The sequence below is a fragment of the Paenibacillus sp. FSL R5-0713 genome, from assembly GCF_037973325.1.
Lineage (GTDB): Bacteria > Bacillota > Bacilli > Paenibacillales > Paenibacillaceae > Paenibacillus.
Genome location: NZ_CP150229.1, coordinates 1,924,206 through 1,938,613 on the forward strand (window position 1 = coordinate 1,924,206; position 14,408 = coordinate 1,938,613).

13 protein-coding genes are annotated in these 14,408 nt (G+C 44.2%); 11 read left to right on the forward strand and 2 right to left on the reverse strand.

Translation table 11 applies throughout. From position 1 onward, the window contains the following. The first annotated feature begins 158 nt into the window (after positions 1–158). The 3 genes from MKZ12_RS08830 to MKZ12_RS08840 all read left to right on the forward strand — a co-directional run bounded on the left by MKZ12_RS08830 (position 159) and on the right by MKZ12_RS08840 (position 3,678). Positions 159–1,064 (forward strand): ABC transporter permease subunit, encoded by a 906-nt coding sequence (locus tag MKZ12_RS08830; protein WP_017689672.1) that lies wholly within the window; start codon positions 159–161, stop codon positions 1,062–1,064. Positions 1,065–1,094: 30 nt separating this feature from the next. Continuing rightward, positions 1,095–2,024, forward strand: a complete 930-nt coding sequence (locus tag MKZ12_RS08835; protein WP_339260001.1) for a carbohydrate ABC transporter permease — start codon at positions 1,095–1,097, stop codon at positions 2,022–2,024. Positions 2,025–2,124: 100 nt separating this feature from the next. Beyond that, a complete protein-coding gene (locus MKZ12_RS08840; RefSeq protein ID WP_339260003.1) occupies positions 2,125–3,678 on the forward strand; it encodes an extracellular solute-binding protein in 1,554 nt (517 codons plus the stop codon). A 140-nt stretch (positions 3,679–3,818) separates the two neighbouring features. Here the strand turns inward: MKZ12_RS08840 and MKZ12_RS08845 are convergent, their stop codons facing one another. After that, positions 3,819–4,970: a glycosyltransferase gene (locus MKZ12_RS08845; protein ID WP_339240798.1), complete on the reverse strand. Its 1,152-nt coding sequence runs from the start codon at positions 4,968–4,970 to the stop codon at positions 3,819–3,821. 50 nt (positions 4,971–5,020) lie between these two features. Beyond that, the gene (locus MKZ12_RS08850; protein WP_169478872.1) at positions 5,021–5,548 is read right to left on the reverse strand and encodes a phosphatase PAP2 family protein; all 528 of its coding nucleotides are present in this window, start codon (positions 5,546–5,548) and stop codon (positions 5,021–5,023) included. A 711-nt stretch (positions 5,549–6,259) separates the two neighbouring features. Between MKZ12_RS08850 and MKZ12_RS08855 the strand changes: the two genes are divergently transcribed. The 8 genes from MKZ12_RS08855 to MKZ12_RS08890 all read left to right on the forward strand — a co-directional run bounded on the left by MKZ12_RS08855 (position 6,260) and on the right by MKZ12_RS08890 (position 14,395). Then, positions 6,260–7,498, forward strand: coding sequence for a glycosyltransferase family 2 protein (locus tag MKZ12_RS08855; protein WP_339240801.1), 1,239 nt, complete (start codon positions 6,260–6,262; stop codon positions 7,496–7,498). A 344-nt stretch (positions 7,499–7,842) separates the two neighbouring features. Beyond that, on the forward strand, positions 7,843–8,337 hold the full coding sequence (infC, locus tag MKZ12_RS08860; protein ID WP_062833422.1) for a translation initiation factor IF-3: 495 nt from the start codon (positions 7,843–7,845) through the stop codon (positions 8,335–8,337). Positions 8,338–8,361: 24 nt separating this feature from the next. After that, positions 8,362–8,565, forward strand: coding sequence for a 50S ribosomal protein L35 (gene rpmI / locus MKZ12_RS08865; protein ID WP_017689665.1), 204 nt, complete (start codon positions 8,362–8,364; stop codon positions 8,563–8,565). Between the two features lie 88 nt (positions 8,566–8,653). Further along, on the forward strand, positions 8,654–9,013 hold the full coding sequence (gene rplT / locus MKZ12_RS08870) for a 50S ribosomal protein L20 (RefSeq protein WP_017689664.1): 360 nt from the start codon (positions 8,654–8,656) through the stop codon (positions 9,011–9,013). 582 nt (positions 9,014–9,595) lie between these two features. After that, entirely contained in the window at positions 9,596–10,636 is a 1,041-nt protein-coding gene (locus MKZ12_RS08875; RefSeq protein WP_339240803.1) for a BMP family ABC transporter substrate-binding protein, read from the forward strand. Between the two features lie 185 nt (positions 10,637–10,821). Beyond that, positions 10,822–12,360: an ABC transporter ATP-binding protein gene (locus MKZ12_RS08880; RefSeq protein ID WP_192134643.1), complete on the forward strand. Its 1,539-nt coding sequence runs from the start codon at positions 10,822–10,824 to the stop codon at positions 12,358–12,360. Beyond that, on the forward strand, positions 12,353–13,432 hold the full coding sequence (locus MKZ12_RS08885) for an ABC transporter permease (protein ID WP_339240805.1): 1,080 nt from the start codon (positions 12,353–12,355) through the stop codon (positions 13,430–13,432). The genes MKZ12_RS08880 and MKZ12_RS08885 overlap by 8 nt, the downstream gene beginning before the upstream one ends. After that, a complete protein-coding gene (locus MKZ12_RS08890) occupies positions 13,433–14,395 on the forward strand; it encodes an ABC transporter permease (protein ID WP_339240807.1) in 963 nt (320 codons plus the stop codon). It abuts the gene before it with no gap. The last annotated feature ends 13 nt before the right edge of the window (positions 14,396–14,408 follow it).

Consider the following 14,408-nt stretch of genomic DNA (forward strand, 5'->3'; position numbering starts at 1 on the left):
TGTTCATTTCATGGTTCGTTCGTTTTGTTCATAGTTTATTTCGCAGAATCGTTCATTTTCTGAGGGGAAGCTTCAGTATCCGTGAGCGAAGGGAGCATCTACAATAAAAAGAGAGCTCCACCACGCAGCACCGCAAGAAATTCGGGAGGGATCGAGCCATGCTCAAAGAATTGAACAAAAACAAAATTATGTTTCTGATGCTGTTGCCCACGCTGATCTTTTTTCTGATTAACTCGTATTTTCCGATGGTCGGTATCTATTATGCGTTCACCCGGTATGATTTTGAAGGCGGACTATTTGGCAGTCCATTTGTCGGTCTGGAGAATTTTAAGTTCCTATGGCAATCCGGAATGCTGCTGAAGCTCACAACCAACACTGTGGGTTACAATCTCGCCTTCATTATATTAGGAAACGGACTGGCGATCTTCTGTGCGATCATGCTTAGCGAAATCCGGGGCAGGTTATTCAAAAAAATTACGCAATCCGTCATGTTCTTGCCGTACTTCATCTCATTTGTACTATTAAGTGTAATCGCTTACAACATGTTCAACTATGAGTCGGGTTTTGTGAACACGGTGCTCAAACGTTTCGAGGCTGGACCGGTGGATATTTATAATACACCTTGGATATGGGTATTTTTGATCATCATCTTTTATCTGTGGAAGAATCTCGGATACAGCATGGTCATCTATCTAGCCGCCATAACGGGGATCAGTGACGAGTATTATGAAGCAGCCCGAATCGACGGGGCCAACATTTTTCAGCGGATCTGGTACATTACGGTACCAATGCTGAAGCCAACCTTTGTCATCCTGCTGTTATTCTCGCTTGGCAGCATTATGAAGGGGCAGTTTGACCTGTTCTATCAACTGATTGGTAACAATGGGGTGCTGTACAACGCTACAGATATTATTGATACGTATGTGTATCGTTCACTGAAAGTAACGTTTGATATCGGGATGGCAACGGCTGCTGGTCTGTATCAGTCCTTGTTCGGGTTCATTTTGATCATGACCGTCAATTATATAATCCGCAAAGTAAATGAGGACTACGCCTTGTTCTAGAACGCCCCCAGGGCAGAAGGGAGAACGATCATGAACACGCCAATGAATACTCGCACGCGTACGAATACACGTCTCAGAGATTCGGAGTTTACTTTCATGTTTCAACTGATTTCCTATAGCTTCATCATCATCTTATCCATCATGTGCCTGTTACCTTTTCTGCTGATTCTATCCGGTTCGTTTAGCAGCAACGAATCCATTGTAAGGGATGGCTATCACCTCTTTCCAACGGACTTTTCCCTGGAAGGTTACAAAATGGTGTTCAAATTCCCGACTCAGGTACTCAAGGCTTATGGGGTAACCGTTTTTACAACGGTGGTGGGGACCACGCTAGGGCTGTTTCTCATCACGATGGCCGGCTTTGTGCTCCAGCGTAAGGACTTTAAATATCGGAACACGTTCTCATTTTTTATCTACTTCACAACGTTGTTTGGTGGGGGACTTGTGCCTTGGTACATTATGCTGGCGAACTACTTCAACCTCACAGATACGTATACCGTACTGATTTTCCCGGGGTTGATGACACCGTTCCTCATTATCTTGATGAAAAACTTCATTCGTTCGGCTGTGCCGGATGAGTTGATCGAGTCAGCCAAGATTGACGGAGCTAACGACTTCCGCATCTATTTCAGCATTGTGTTGAAACTGGCGATGCCTGGGATTGCTACTGTAGGTCTGTTTCTGGCATTGGGGTACTGGAATGACTGGTTTACCTCATCGCTCTTCATTAACAATCCTGATATGTACCAACTGCAATTTTATCTCTATAACACGATGAACACGATTACTTTTATTGACCAGATGGCGATTGGCACAGGAATCACGCTTAGTCAGGATGTGCCTACGGAATCAACCAAGATGGCGATGGCGATCGTTGTGACGGGACCGATTTTGTTCCTGTATCCGTTTGTACAACGTTATTTTGTCAAAGGACTTACCATTGGTGCAGTGAAAGGTTAGAACGTGAACACGCTCTGGATATCAGGCTGCTAGCATCATCTTCAGTCTGAAACATGGCGAGTCTGCGCTAACATATAAAGGTTCACCACAAAAAGGGAGGATGCGTATGCGTAAAAAAACAATTCGGCACCTGTCTCTGGTACTTGCCCTGATGTTGTTCGCCGGGGTGCTTGCCGCATGCAACAATGGTTCGGGGGGATCGGCGCAAGGAAGCGAGCAAGGGGGAACATCCGAGAATAAAGGTGATAAAGTAACACTGCAATTTTACATGCTTGGGGATGCTCCGAAAGATCTGCCTGTCATTGAATCCGAGATTAATAAGCTGGCTGAGGCTGATCTGAACGTCAATGTGAAATTCAACTACACCTCCTGGACCGACTGGGATCAAAAATATAAACTGCTGCTGTCTTCCGGACAGCCGATCGATCTGATCTTCACAGCGGATTGGACATTCTACCAGTCCTATGCCAAGAAGGGAGCGTTTCTGGCACTGGATGAAATGCTGCCTAAAGCAGCACCAGCGCTTAAAGCTCATGTCCCTGATGACATGTGGGATGCTGTCAAAATCAATGACAAAATCTATACGGTTCCATCTACTTGGATTGAGTATGTAACCGAGGGGATTGCGTACCGCGAGGATTTGCGCGAGAAGTACAATCTTCCGAAGCCAGAATCGCTCGAGACACTCGAAGCGTATCTGGAAGGCATTAAGGCCAACGAACCCAATATGATTCCGATCGCGGATAGCAATGCCAACCATACGCACGGTATCCGTCAACTGACATCCAAGCTGGTGAATACAGCGGGTCAACTTCCATATGGATTGGATATTATGTATGACACACCTTCGACCGTGACGTCCTATTGGGGATCGGCACAACATCTGGAAGACCTGAAAACATACAAACGCTGGATGGACAAAGGATTCTTCCCGAAAAACGTACTGAATGTAAAAGATACTTCCAACTCATTGCTGCAAAATGGAAAAGCGGCTGTTGTTCTGTCCGGGGAGAACCCTAACAAATTTAATGCAGATGTTATCAAGGTGCAGTCTACGCATCCAGATTGGAAACTGGCTTATTTCCCTTATCCGAATGCAAAAGGGTTTGCACAACCTGTTCACCCGATCCACAATGGGTTTGCGATTCCACGCAGTAGTAAGAACCCGGAAAAAGCATTGGCATTTTACGAAAAGCTTGTGACAGACAAACGCTATAATTGGTTGACTGAATACGGCGTGGAGGGCAAAAACTTCGAGGTAGATAATGGATACTACAAAATGGTGGGGGATGCACAAACGAACGGCTTCCCGCGTGAGGGCATGAATGGCTGGGCTTGGCGTAATCCGGAATTTATGCTCTATGATAAAACCTTTGATGATGTCCTGACTATGTTTGAGGATCTGGACAAAATCAAAAAGCCAGATATTTTTACCGGATTTGCGGAAGACTGGACTCCATATCAAGCCGAGAAAGCTGCATTGGAGCAAGTTGAGAAACAATATTTGTATCCGCTTAATGTGGGTTTGGTGGCAGACGTAGAGGCTGGGTTGAACACATTTATGGAGAAGGCAAAACAAGCGGGATTAGAAAAAATTCAGTCAGAATACACCAAACAGTGGCAGGAGTACTTGAAATCAGCAGGCATTCAGTAAATTTGTACTTTCCTTCATACAGAAAAGGTGCCTTCAAAGTCGAAGGCACCTTTTCAATGTGGTTGCAGGTTTGTTTGAAGCCGCCGCTTAAAGGCGTAATTGGACGAGATATGAGGGAAGCAGCAAATGTTCGGATAAATTCATATATGGGCCTCTTCTGCGGATGAAGGACGAACGTCCTCCAACAGATCGAGAATACTTTGAGCGCTCTCCATTGGATGAACCTTGGCAATTTCCGCCAGATGACGTTTGCGTTTACGTACGACATCCGGATAGTGGTGCAGCAGTTTGTTCATCCATTTAATAACTACGTCAGACGAAGATATGGGTTCTCCCAACCCTCTAGCGGTAAAATAATGGACGTTTTCTTCTTCCTGACCAGGTATAGGATTGTGAAACAACATCGGAATTCCTTTGGCTAAGCCTTCGCTGCATGTCATTCCTCCAGGTTTGGTGATCAGCAGGTCGGAGACTTCCATCAATTTGTCCACTTCGTTGGTGTACCCGATAATATGAATGTTCTCTTTGCGATACATCGGGTTCTGTTCCATGCTGATCCGTGCTTTATCATTGCGACCCAGACAAAAAATAATCTGAATATCTTTATGCCACCGTGTCAGCAACGGATGGACCAGCTCGTCGCTGAGCATGCCCCAACCACCGCCCATTACCAGTACAGTGGGCATATTTTTGAGGTTGAATCTGCTTCGGATCTCTTCTCGTCCGGGATGTTCCCAGAAGTTCGGATGCACCGGAATGCCGGTGACTCGAATTTTGTCTATAGGTACGCCACGAAGCAATAGTTTGGACTTAACCTCATCTGAAGAAACCAGATAAAGGTCTACTTCACGGTTAATCCATGTTCCATGTGCATCATAGTCGGTGATGACTGTGCAAAGAGGAATCTGTGCACCCAGACGTTTCAGTCTGGCTATGACAGCACTGGGGATCGGATGGGTACAGACAATTGCATCGGGACGTAACTGGCGCACAACGCTGCGTGTATGGGTATAGAACAGCTTGTGCAATGCGAGTGTTGTCAGCCGATTCAATGATTTTTTATATTGGTGTCTGTATACGTATCCGACAAGTTTGGGTTGGTTGGTAACCGTTTTTTTGTATGCTGTTATAATAAGAGGTGCAACCTTGGGATTTAAGAAACTTCCCAGTTCCAGCACTTTCGTCTGCACATCTGACGAGAGCTTTCGCAGATTGCTGGACAGTGCATAGGCGGCTTGAGTATGACCCGTACCAAAGCCTTCAGATAATAGTAATACTCTTTTTTTCTCCACGCTTACTTCACCTGTTCCTGCTAGGTTTTTCTGAGTCTAACATATCGGCTTTAAGACCAGAATGCAACTGTTGCAAGTGCGACTAAAGTACCTATTGTGGCACCTGCCAGAACATCGGAAGGGTAGTGTAATCCCAGATAAATGCGAGAGAATCCGACAATAAGAGCCACAGGCAACAATATTAGCAATAAGATCGGATCAGTGGTCATAAATGGAACAGTGACCGAAAAAATGGCAGTTGTGTGTCCTGATGGAAACGAATGGTCCGTCAGGGGATTCCGAAATGTAATTGTATCCGGCAAGGCCAGATAAGGTCTAATGCGGGGATACAATTTTTTTGCGATGGCTACAGGAATGTGGCTGACCGCAAGAGCGATGCAAGCTTGGAGTCCTGTTGTGCTCCATGGAGCCGGAGCAAGCAGCCAGATTAACAAAGATACTGCAATAGAAGAAGTTGCTCCACCCAGATGGGTGAAATAATACAGCCAAAAATTCATAAAACGGTTATGAAGTCGGCCGTTGATCCACATAAAAACATTTCGATCATAATCTTGAAACTTTAAGAATAAACGGCTCATATTGGCCTCCTGCCAGTCAGGCCGCCTGTAATGGCGGCATTATTTCCGGTCATTTTCTGCATCCGGTTTCGTCCTGATTAATATATAACCGTTTTTCATGAACTTGAGGTTATTTCAGGTATATGTTTATCATATTTTTAAATGTTGTCCTTTTCAAGAAGAACCCATGTAAAGAACGTAAAATTCATGTTAAAGAGTGGATATATACCCATCTTAACTTTTTGACTTGGGTTAGCCAAAAAAGATACAATGATTCAACATGGCTGAAATGAGGTAAAAAAAATGTGAGTTTTGGTTTAAACTTTTTGAGGTCTGTTTGCGTTATTTGTTATAGAGCCTCTGACGAAGAATAACATGCTGATGAAAAAAGCAGGGACTTTAGAAATAAAAATCAAGTAAACGGCTGAAAATAAGATATAACAGGCATGAATGCGAGGTTGTGGTATCACGAAGTGTCTATTCAGCGTTTAAAGATCACATTTCTCGTTCAGAAAGTGGAATTGGGGTTTTGACAAATGACTGAAAAGAATACAGAATCGATAAAGCAGCCAACTGATAGCAACCAAGCTTTGAAACATTGCCTGATAAATTCACGTATTACACAAAAGAACAGGGTCATATTCTGCACATTACAAAAAAAATAAATTGCAGAATCAGGAAGAGAAATGCTTAAGTAAACTGGGTTTGAAAAAAAGGGGGTAACAGAGAACGATGTTGGACGCTATATTCGTCACGATGCAGGTCATTCTGGCACTGCTAGCCGTGTACCAATTCACGTTTTCGCTGTTCGGTCTGATTAAGAAAAAGAAAAAGAAACATTATCCAGCCACAAAATCATTCGCTGTACTCGTCGCAGCACACAATGAGGAACAAGTCATTGGTGCCTTGATGGAGAACTTGAAACAACTTGATTATCCGGAAGATCTGTACGATGTGTTTGTCATCTGTGACAACTGTACGGATGGAACGGCTCAGATTGTTAGAGAACATGGTTTGAATGCCTGCGTACGTACTAACGCTGATCTAAGAGGTAAAGGGTATGCCATTGAATGGATGCTTAAGTACCTGTGGAAATTGCCACGTCAGTATGACGCAGTTGTTATGTTTGACGCCGATAACCTGGTTGACCGTAACTTCTTGCTTGAGATGAATGATGACTTGAACAATGGTTCACGTGTTATCCAAGGATATATTGATACGAAAAATCCGGAGGATTCCTGGATTACTGCAGCTTACGGCGTATCTTACTGGTACATTAACCGTCTGTGGCAGCTGTCTCGTCATAACTTGAATATGGCGAATTTCCTCGGAGGAACCGGAATGTGCTTCGAAACCAACCTGTTGAAGGAAATTGGCTGGGGCGCAACAAGTCTGGTTGAGGATCTGGAGTTTACGATGCGTAGTGTTCAACGTAACGTGTATCCTGTTTTCAACTATGACGCCAAAGTATTTGATGAGAAGCCATTAACATTCAAAGCTTCAGCGAGACAACGTCTGCGCTGGATGCAAGGTCACTTTACAGTTGCACGTAGATATTTCTTCCCGCTGCTCTGGCAGTCCATTAAGGAAAGAAGCCTGGTGAAATTTGACCTTGCCATCTATGGAGCCAATGTCTATGTTGTGTTGCTTACGTTCCTGATGACGGCTGTGATGTGGGTAGACATGGCCATATTCAATGGTCCGCACATTGCGAATATTTATGGGTACTTCCCGTTATGGGTTGGATTCGTCGCTATTGGTCTGAATATTCTGACGTTCCTGTTATCCATGGCGCTGGAGAAGGTTACCTTTGCCAAAGTTTATCTATATCTGATTTTGTTCCCAATTTATCTGCTGTCTTGGTACCCGATTACGTTCTACGCTTTCTTCACGCAGAACAACAAACAGTGGAGCCACACCCAACACACACGTGTTGTGCGGCTCGATGAGGTGCAGAGCAAACAAGGATAAGGAACATGCATACGAGACTTTGTCGACATTGGATATAACAAATGTATAATTCAGAAAAAAAAGTTGTGAAGATGTTGACAATGTATTTCGTGGATGTTATAGTATTCAAGTGCTTTAAAACGGATTCAAAATGAATAGCAATGGAATCACAAGTAGAAGTCCGACTTCTCACCTGATCAACACTATGTTGGCTGGTCAACGATCCCAATAATTTATGAAGTGTATACTCATGAAGAATTGTGTTGATTACAGGGATGTCGGTAGCTTGACCGGCATCCCTTTTATTTTTGTGTAACTGGATATTCAAAATGACCTGGAGGTGGACGGTTATTAGTAAAGATCACATGATTAATGATGAGATTCGGGCGAAGGAAGTACGCCTTGTCGGAGCTGAAGGAGAACAAATTGGGATCACGCCCATTCGCGAAGCACTGCAAATGGCGATTGACCTGAATTTGGATCTGGTCAATGTGGCACCACAGGCTAAACCGCCGGTGTGTCGTATTATGGACTATGGCAAATTCCGCTATGAGCAACAAAAGAAAGAAAAAGAAGCCCGTAAGAACCAGAAAATTGTTGACATTAAAGAAGTATGGTTCCGTTCCAATATTGAGGAGCACGATTATCAAACGAAGCTTCGTAATGTAGTTAAGTTTTTGAACGAAGGCGACAAAGTGAAATGTTCTGTTCGTTACCGCGGACGTGAAATTGCACATGCCGCGATTGGTCAACGGATTTTGGAGCGCGTTAAGGTAGAAGTTGCAGAACTTTGTACTATTGAACGTCAACCGAAATTGGAAGGCCGCAGTATGATCATGATCTTGGCTCCTAAAGCCTGATAACATTGGAGGAGGAAACACAAAATGCCTAAAATGAAAACACACAGCAGTTTGAAAGGACGCTTCAAAATTACCGGTTCCGGTAAAGTCCTTCGTTACAAAGCTCACAAAAACCACTTGCTTTCCCACAAATCTAAACGTGCTAAGCGCGTTCTGAACGGTAACCCAGTTATGGCTGCCGGGGATGTTAGACGTTTGAAACAAGGTTTGGCTAACTTGAAAGGCTAATTCTAATTAGTACATTCCGTATGGGGGATCGGCTACGGCCGTACACATACCACGGATACATTTATATTTATTTGGGAGGTTCTTTAATATGGCAAGAGTAAAAGGCGGTTTTGTAGTACGTCGTCGTCATAAAAAGGTTTTGAAACTGGCAAGAGGTTATTTCGGTTCCAAACACCGTATCTTTAAAACAGCTAACGAGCAAGTAATGAAATCCCTGGTATACGCATACCGTGACCGTCGCAACACGAAACGTAACTTCCGCAGACTGTGGATCGTTCGTATCAATGCAGCAGCACGTATGAATGGTTTGTCTTACAACAAACTGATCCATGGTTTGAAACTTGCTGGTGTAGACATGAACCGCAAAATGTTGGCTGATCTGGCCGTTAACGACATCAATGCGTTCAACTCTTTGGCTACTGTAGCTAAAGGCAAAATCAACGCTTAAAATTGTATGATACAAGCCGCCGTACCTATATGGCGGCTTTTTTTACGGCTTGGAAGCAATCCGAAGGTGAATCTCTGAATGAGTAGAGCGAATAGGCTATGGTCTGGCAGGGAACAATGAAAACCAGATAACCGGTGAATAACAGTCCGTGGAAATACATAAAATACGAACGGTGAAATAATACAAACGAAAACAGGTAAATTCCATTCCTCACTAAAGTTCACGATATGTTTTTGTTATATAACATCACATCGTTGTAACGTTAGTGTGTTAAAACGCTAAATTATTAAGCGTTTTCAATAAAAAAAGAACAAAAATATGTGATATTTGGTGATGAAACATCTGGATTTTAACACTGGTTGATTGTATAATCACCTCTAGTAGGCTAGTCCTAAATTTTTCTCTCCATGTCATAATGTTCGGTTTTTCGACAGATGATAGAATGCTTCAAGGGTGAGAATGCGCTTTTAATGTCGAAGAAACCATACATTCTGCATAAAAGTCATTCCTGCTATCTGTTAACCGTTCAATTGTAGGCTGGATTGGAATGAAGGATATATCATTAAGGGGGAAAAAGAGAAAATGAAAAAGATGCTCAGCTTGTCTTTGGTAATGTTGCTGGCGGTATCGGTTATGCTCGCAGGTTGTGGTAGCAAACCGAAAGAAGAAACAAATGCCGGAGGAGATACAGGTGGCACATCCACTGAAGCGAAATCCGATCTCAAAATCGGTATGGTTACTGACGTAGGTGGAGTTAATGACAAATCCTTTAACCAATCCGCTTGGGAAGCACTGCAAGCGACTGAAACAGAAACAGGTGTAGCCGTTAAATACCTGCAAAGTAAATCCGATGAAGAGTACATTCCGAACTTGAACGAATTCGTTAAGGGTGGATATGATCTGACTTGGGGTATCGGTTTCCAATTAGCTGATGCAATCAAAACGGTTGCTGACCAAAACCCGGATGCCAAACTCGCGATCATTGACAGCGTAGTGGATTCTCCTAATGTTAAGTCCGTAACTTTTGCTGAAGAAGAAGGATCCTTCTTGGTTGGTGTTGTTGCTGGTCTGACAACAAAAACGAACAAAATTGGTTTTGTAGGCGGTATGGAAAGCCCACTGATCAAAAAGTTTGAAGTAGGATTCAGAGAAGGTGTAAAAGCAGTTAACCCTGATGCTCAATTCATTTCTAACTACACAGGTGCATTTGATAAACCAGATTTGGGTAAAGCAGCAGCAGCAACACTTTACAATGAAGGCGTAGACATTATCTTCCACGCTTCTGGCGCAACTGGCAACGGTGTGTTTAACGAAGCAAGCGCACGTAAAAAACAAGGTCAAGATGTTTGGGTTATCGGTGTCGACAAAGACCAATCTCTTGAGTTTGGTGATGAGATTACTTTGACTTCCATGATCAAAAAAGTAGACGAAGCGGTTAAACGCGTAAACCAAGAAGTTGTTGATGGTACATTTGCTGGCGGTTCTGAGAACCTGACACTGAAAGAAAACGGTGTAGGTATTGCTGATACTTCTACTGCTAACGTATCTGCTGATATCCTTGCTAAAGTAGATGAGTACAAAGAAAAAATCATCAGCGGCGAAATCAAAGTTCCTACAGAGTAATTTTGGTCTTAGTCAAAGATGAATAATCATTGAGGCCGGTCTAGACCGGCCTTATGATTGCAAAAACAGGAACATTTGATCAAGTCATCATAACAATTGTACAAGGTCACTGTGTATCAACGCTCCGGGTAGGAGCTTTTCTTTCGTTTGCGGAACCACACTATATCAGTTATAAGGGTGATTACATGGGTGCAGCAACCCCCGTCGTTGAGTTAAAACAAATTACGAAGCGTTTCCCAGGCATTGTTGCCAACGACGCTATCAGCCTTCAGCTTCGTAAAGGCGAGATCCATGCGCTACTGGGCGAAAACGGCGCTGGTAAGTCAACGTTGATGAATATTGTATTTGGTCTCTATCAGCCAGATGAAGGTTCCATTGAAGTGAATGGCAAGCCTGTCATCATCGACAGCCCTAACCGAGCGATCGATCTTGGCATCGGCATGGTGCATCAGCACTTTAAGCTTGTACAGCCGTTCACGGTAACAGAGAACATTATTTTGGGATCTGAACCAACGAAGGGTCTCAATATTAATTATAAAAAAGCAGCCGCTGAAGTTCAGCGTCTATCCGAACAGTATGGACTGAAAGTAAATCCTCATGCCAAGATTCATGATATCTCTGTCGGAATGCAGCAGCGTGTGGAGATTGTTAAAACATTGTATCGTGGTGCGGACATTCTTATTTTTGACGAGCCTACAGCCGTATTGACTCCTCAAGAAATCAAAGAACTGATGATCATCATGAAGAAGCTCGTCGCAGAAGGCAAGTCAATCATCTTGATTACGCACAAATTGAAAGAGATTATGGAAATCTCCGACACCGTAACGATTATCCGTCGGGGGAAAGTCATTGATTCCGTCAAAACTTCGGAAACGAACCCGAATGAGCTGGCAGAGAAAATGGTGGGGCGGAATGTCACATTCAAAGTGGACAAAAAACCGGCTACACCTGGAGCCAATGTGCTCGAAGTTAGCAAACTAACTTCCAAGAACAAAGAGGGTATTGCAGTTCTGAACCAACTTAACCTGAACGTACGTGCTGGAGAGATTGTTGGTATCGCAGGCGTGGATGGTAACGGTCAAAGTGAACTGATTGAAGCCCTTACCGGACTTCGTAAAGTCGACAGTGGTTCAATTCTTTTGGAGGGCAAGGAGCTGTCCAATCATTCTCCGCGCCATATCTCGGAGTCGGGTGTAGCCCACATTCCGGAAGATCGACATAAACACGGACTTGTACTTGATTTTTCAGTGAGTGAAAATATCGTTCTGGAATCGTACTATAAGGCACCATACACTCGTAAGGGGTTCCTTAACTTCGATGCCATCAAAAAGCAGGCGAAGCGGCTTGTGGAGGCATTTGACGTGCGTACACCAAGCATCGAGACCAAGGCCCGTTCCTTGTCTGGAGGAAACCAGCAGAAGGCCATTATCGCACGTGAGGTGGATAAAAATCCTGAATTGCTTATCGCTGCACAGCCAACCCGTGGCTTGGACGTAGGGGCTATTGAGTTCGTGCAAAAGCAGCTGATTGCACAACGCGATCAAGGCAAGGCTGTTCTGCTAATTTCATTTGAACTGGATGAGATTATCAATGTATCTGACCGAATTGCTGTCATCTATGAAGGCCAGATCGTTGGCGAGGTGCTGCCGGAAGAAACCAATGACAGGGAGCTCGGCTTGATGATGGCGGGCAGCACCCAAAAGAGAGGTACTGCGCATGAATAACGTATTGAAATGGTTTACCCGAGATTCATTTATTTTGCCTGTAGTCGCCATTATTATGGGTCTGATACTCGGTGGGGTTGTCATGCTGATTGGTGGCTACAATCCAATTGAAGCCTACGGCGCATTGTTCACCAAGGTATTTGGAGACATGTACAACTTTGGTGAAGCGGTACGGGAAATGACACCGTTAATTATGACTGGACTTGCATTTGCATTTGCATCACGTGCAGGGTTGTTTAACATCGGGGGAGAAGGCCAATTTCTCGTCGGTATGACTGCTGCAACCTTTGTAGGTGTTAAATTTGCAGGTTTGCCAATCTACCTTCATGCGCCACTGGCTTTGATTGCTGGTGCATTGTTTGGTGGTCTGTGGGCAGCTATTGCTGGTTATCTGAAAGCATCACGTGGGGTCAATGAAGTTATCAGCAGTATCATGTTGAACTGGATTGGTCTATATCTGGCGAACCTTATCGTACGCCAATTCTTGTTGTTGAAGGGCGAGAATCGCTCGGTCGATATCAGCGAATCGGCTTCGATCAGTCTCACATGGTTATCTGAACTAATGGGTAACTCCCGTGTGCACATGGGGACATTGATTGCTCTTGTGATGGCTGTGCTCTTCTATATCTATATGTGGAAAACTAAACAAGGTTTCGAAATTCGCGCGGTAGGTTACAACCCGAATGCGGCTGAATATGCAGGTATGCATGTTAACCGGAATATCGTAAAAGCAATGTTTATCAGTGGTATGCTTGCCGGTCTTGGTGGTGCATTCCAGGTTCTTGGTGTGTTCCATTACCAGACTGTAATGTCGGGTTCACCAGGTACAGGTTTTGACGGAATAGCAGTTGCCCTGATTGGTTTGAATCATCCGTTTGGGGTGTTGTTGGGTGCAGTGTTGTTTGGTACCCTCACGTACGGATCTGCAGGTATGAGTTTTGCTGCGGATGTTCCGCCTGAGATTATTCGGATTGTGATCGGTTCGATTATCTTCTTCATTGCGGCACAAGGCATCGTGCGCTGGATACTCAAACCGTTCTATTCGAAGCGTAAGAAAGAGAAGGTGTTGTAGATGGACTTGTTGACAATTGGGCAGATTATCAATACGACGCTTGTCTTTGCTACGGCATTGATTTTTGCTTCACTCGGCGGAATTTTTTCGGAAAAATCAGGTGTTACGAACCTTGGACTTGAAGGTTTTATGGTCTTCGGTGCCTTTGCGGCTGGAATCGGGGCGCACTATGCTCAAGAAGCGGGTATGGGCGGAACGACATCGGCTTGGATGGGGGTTTTGCTCGCGATTGTACTGGGCGTACTGGTATCGTTGATTCATGCCGTTGCGTCTATCACATTTAAGGCAGACCAGATTATCAGTGGTATTGTCATTAACTTTTTGGCAGCAGGAAGTACGTTGTACTTGGTTAAGCTGTTGTTCGAAGGTTCTGGTGATTCACCATTGGTTCAAGGCTTCAGCAAATTTGATGTGCCATTCTTGAAAGACATTCCGTTGCTTGGAGAAGCTTTTTTCAAGAACGTATATCCAACGACATATCTGGCCATTCTTTTCGTATTCCTGACGTATTACATTATGTTTAAAACACCATTTGGTCTGCGTCTTCGTTCAGTTGGTGAACATCCAAGTGCGGCTGATACGGTTGGTGTTAAAGTACGTCGTTATCGCTATGTTGGCGTTATGATCAGTGGTGCGCTTGCAGCCATTGGTGGTGCTGCAATCACGTTGACGACAACGGGTACATTCTCACACAATACGGTTTCCGGCCAAGGTTATATTGCCATTGCAGCCATGATCTTTGGTAAATGGAATCCGATTGGTGCGTTTGGTGCGGCTGTCTTCTTTGGATTCTCACAAGCGATTCGTAACTATGTGCAGTTGTTTGAATGGTCACAAAGTATTCCCCAGGAAATTATTTTCATGTTGCCATACCTGCTTACCATCATCGTTCTTGTTGCAGCGGTTGGACGTTCTTCGGCTCCGTCTGCACTCGGTGAAGCATATGATCCGGGTAAAAGGTAACGACGTGCAACAT

Excerpts from the sequence above, each read along its gene's own strand:
- MKZ12_RS08880 (WP_192134643.1), top strand. The coding sequence starts at position 10,822 with ATGGGTGCAGCAACCCCCGTCGTTGAGTTAAAACAAATTACGAAGCGT.
- MKZ12_RS08840 (WP_339260003.1), top strand. The coding sequence starts at position 2,125 with ATGCGTATGCGTAAAAAAACAATTCGGCACCTGTCTCTGGTACTTGCC.
- MKZ12_RS08830 (WP_017689672.1), top strand. The coding sequence starts at position 159 with ATGCTCAAAGAATTGAACAAAAACAAAATTATGTTTCTGATGCTGTTG.
- rplT (WP_017689664.1), top strand. The coding sequence starts at position 8,654 with ATGGCAAGAGTAAAAGGCGGTTTTGTAGTACGTCGTCGTCATAAAAAG.
- MKZ12_RS08850 (WP_169478872.1), bottom strand. The coding sequence starts at position 5,548 with ATGAGCCGTTTATTCTTAAAGTTTCAAGATTATGATCGAAATGTTTTT.
- MKZ12_RS08890 (WP_339240807.1), top strand. The coding sequence starts at position 13,433 with ATGGACTTGTTGACAATTGGGCAGATTATCAATACGACGCTTGTCTTT.
- MKZ12_RS08835 (WP_339260001.1), top strand. The coding sequence starts at position 1,095 with ATGAACACGCCAATGAATACTCGCACGCGTACGAATACACGTCTCAGA.
- infC (WP_062833422.1), top strand. The coding sequence starts at position 7,843 with ATGATTAATGATGAGATTCGGGCGAAGGAAGTACGCCTTGTCGGAGCT.
- rpmI (WP_017689665.1), top strand. The coding sequence starts at position 8,362 with ATGCCTAAAATGAAAACACACAGCAGTTTGAAAGGACGCTTCAAAATT.
- MKZ12_RS08855 (WP_339240801.1), top strand. The coding sequence starts at position 6,260 with ATGTTGGACGCTATATTCGTCACGATGCAGGTCATTCTGGCACTGCTA.
- MKZ12_RS08885 (WP_339240805.1), top strand. The coding sequence starts at position 12,353 with ATGAATAACGTATTGAAATGGTTTACCCGAGATTCATTTATTTTGCCT.
- MKZ12_RS08875 (WP_339240803.1), top strand. The coding sequence starts at position 9,596 with ATGAAAAAGATGCTCAGCTTGTCTTTGGTAATGTTGCTGGCGGTATCG.